The sequence below is a fragment of the Mesorhizobium sp. M7A.F.Ca.US.002.01.1.1 genome (assembly GCF_004022955.1).
Classification (GTDB): domain Bacteria; phylum Pseudomonadota; class Alphaproteobacteria; order Rhizobiales; family Rhizobiaceae; genus Mesorhizobium; species Mesorhizobium ciceri.
Genome location: NZ_RZQE01000593.1, coordinates 1 through 3,071, shown reverse-complemented (window position 1 = coordinate 3,071; position 3,071 = coordinate 1). Strand labels below are relative to the sequence as shown.

Genomic DNA, 3,071 nt, shown 5'->3' with positions numbered 1-3,071 from the left:
GCTTCGCCAGCACTTGCCTCAGCCTCGCCCTCACCGTCTTCGCGGCGGTTGCGCTTGCCGCCGCGCTTGCCGCGCCGGCGCTTCTTGCCCTGGCCTTCGTCCGAAGCTTCAGCTGTGGCAGGAGTTTCGGAAACACCAACAGGGGCATTGTCGTCCGCTTCCGCGTCGCCATCTCCGGCGGCCGAGTCCGAGTCCGAAAACTCGCCGGCCGGAGCCGAGACGGAAGCACCGTCCGCAGGGGCGCCATGTTCGCGATCGCGATCCTTGCCGCCACGCCGACGCCGACGCTTGCGGCGCTTGCGGTCGCGGCCTTCGCCTTCCTCACCACCGGCAGCGGGCCGCGGCTGCTGTTGCTGCGGCTGCTGGCGTGGCTGTTCTGCCTGGATCGGCGCCTCGTCGTCTTCCTCGATGACGGCAATCTCATCCTCGGGCTCGTCCGGCTCGACATAGGCCGGGAAGCTGCGCGCCTCGACAAAGCCTTCCGGCTTTTCAGCCAACGCGCCGCGGAAGATCGCATAGTGCTGCGAACCCACCGAATCGTCGGCCTCGACGGTGATCGTCAGCCCGAAGCGGCTTTCGAGTTCCACCAGCGTGCCGCGCTTGTGGTTGAGCACGTAGAGTGCTGTCGCCGCCGGCGTCCGCACCGTGATGTGGCTGCGCGAATCCTTGAGCAGGAATTCCTCGATCGCCCGCACCACCATCAGCGCGACCGACGAATCGGAGCGCACATGGCCGGTGCCGCCGCAATGCGGGCAAGGCTTCATGGTCGATTCCAGCACGCTGGCGCGGATGCGCTGGCGTGACATCTCCATGAGGCCGAAATGCGAGATACGGCCGACCTGGATGCGCGCACGATCGTTCTTGAGGTGATCCTTCAGCCGCTTCTCGACGGAGCGGTTGTTGCGGTTCTCCTCCATGTCGATGAAGTCGATGACGATCAGGCCGGCAAGATCGCGCAGCCTTAGCTGACGCGCGACTTCCTCGGCCGCTTCCAGATTGGTGTGGAGCGCGGTGTCCTCGATCGAGTGCTCCTTGGTGGAGCGGCCCGAATTCACGTCGATGGCAACCAGCGCTTCGGTCTGGTTGATGATGATGTAGCCGCCGCTCTTCAGCGTCACTTGCGGCTGCAGCATGCGGTCGAGCTGTGCCTCGATGCCGTTGCGCACGAAGATCGGCGTCGTGTCGCGGAACGGCTGAACCACCTTGGCGTGGCTCGGCATCAGCATGCGCATGAAGTCCTTGGCCTCGCGGTAGCCTTCCTCGCCGGAGACAAGAATCTCGTCGATATCCTTGTTGTAGAGGTCGCGCACCGAGCGCTTGATCAGGCTGCCTTCCTCGTAGACCAGGGCAGGGGCCGTGGACTGCAAGGTGAGATTGCGGACATTTTCCCAAAGCCGCATCAGATATTCGTAGTCGCGCTTGATCTCTGCCTTGGTGCGGCTCTCGCCGGCGGTGCGCAGGATGACGCCCATGCCCTGCGGCACTTCGAGATCGGCGACGACCTCCTTGAGCCGCTTGCGGTCGACCGCGCTGGTGATCTTGCGCGAAATGCCGCCGCCACGCGCCGTGTTCGGCATCAGCACCGAATAGCGGCCGGCCAGCGACAGATAGGTGGTCAGCGCCGCGCCCTTGTTGCCGCGCTCTTCCTTGACGACCTGCACCAGGAGGATCTGCCGGCGCTTGATCACTTCCTGGATCTTGTACTGGCGGCGCACCGGCTTGCGGCGGTTGCGCACTTCTTCCAGCGCATCCTCGGCGCCGACCGATTCGACCTCGTGATCGTCCGGATGCGAGGACTGCACTTCTTCCAGCATGCCGCGATCATTGTCGCCGGAGGTCGCTTCGCTACCTTGTTCGGCCAGCGGGACGGCTTCGGAAATCACATCGGCCTCGACCGAGGCGGCGATCGACGTCGGGCCGCCTTCGCGGATTTCGCCTTCGTCCTGCTCGGCCGAATCCTCACCATGCTCGGACGCATCAGCATGTTCGGACGAATCAGCCGCATGTTCGATGATCTCGGACGTGTGCGAGATGTCCTCGACACCAGCGTCGGCACCTTCTTCTGCCTCGTCGGCAGCGTCGCTCGCCTCGCCGGAATCGGCTGCATCGCGCTTGTGCTCGCCCCGGTCGCGGGGCTTGCCGCCGCGCCTGCGGCCGCGCCGTCCGCGATCGCGGCTCTGGCGATCATCGCCGTCGCCGTCCTCGTTCTCCTCGTCCTCAGCCTCCTGCGCTTCCGCGCGCAGCAGTGCCTGACGATCGGCGACCGGAATCTGGTAGTAATCGGGGTGGATTTCACTGAAGGCGAGAAAACCGTGACGGTTGCCGCCATATTCGACAAAGGCTGCCTGAAGGGAGGGCTCTACGCGCGTTACGCGGGCTAGGTAGATGTTTCCTTTGAGCTGCTTCTTGTCCTGGGATTCAAAGTCGAATTCTTCAATACGGTTACCGCGTATGACGACAACGCGTGTTTCCTCCGGGTGGGAGGCGTCTATCAGCATTTTGTTGGGCATTATTTCGTTTCCCCCCGGCAGCCGTCAGCCGCAGCTTGCGAGGCAAAGCCTGCTGCTGCGTGTCTGGAATGTGGGTGCCGGATATTTGAACGTCCGTCGGCCGCCGCTTGAGCGCCATGGCGGTGCCGCCCGCAGCCATAATGGCGCGGTTTGATGCGGACCTTTCCATGATTGCGCTTGAAGCCATCGTCACCAACAGAACCTTTTGAACCAAAGCCCGGACGAACCGGACCAGCTTGTTTGCTCATACAGAGCCGGCACGGGAACAAACCCGGCCGTTTTCCTCACGCAGGCGATTCCCCCGCCACGGGAGCACGCCTGCGAAATTCGTCGCGATCACCTGAACCCTTTTCGCCTGAAGCGAAAGGAGCCGCCTTTACGTCTGACCCTGTAGCAAGAAGCTGCGGAGGAGGGCGGTTCCAGGATTGCAGTGATTCACCATCGCTTTTATGATTTGGCGGGGTGGAAGGCAACCCCGATTTCCGATGCCGGCAAAAAGCCGTTCCGTAGCGTAAAGCCAGGCTTGCGGCCCTGCATGAAAAGGCTTGGTTAACCTTCTCT

1 protein-coding gene is annotated in these 3,071 nt (G+C 63.2%); it reads right to left on the bottom strand.

The genetic code is table 11. The annotated features are described in order from the left end of the window. Nucleotides 1-2,510: ribonuclease E/G (locus EN932_RS32525; RefSeq protein WP_164890741.1), on the bottom strand; the 2,510-nt coding region annotated here is incomplete at its 3' end. Between the last annotated feature and the right edge of the window lie 561 nt (nt 2,511-3,071).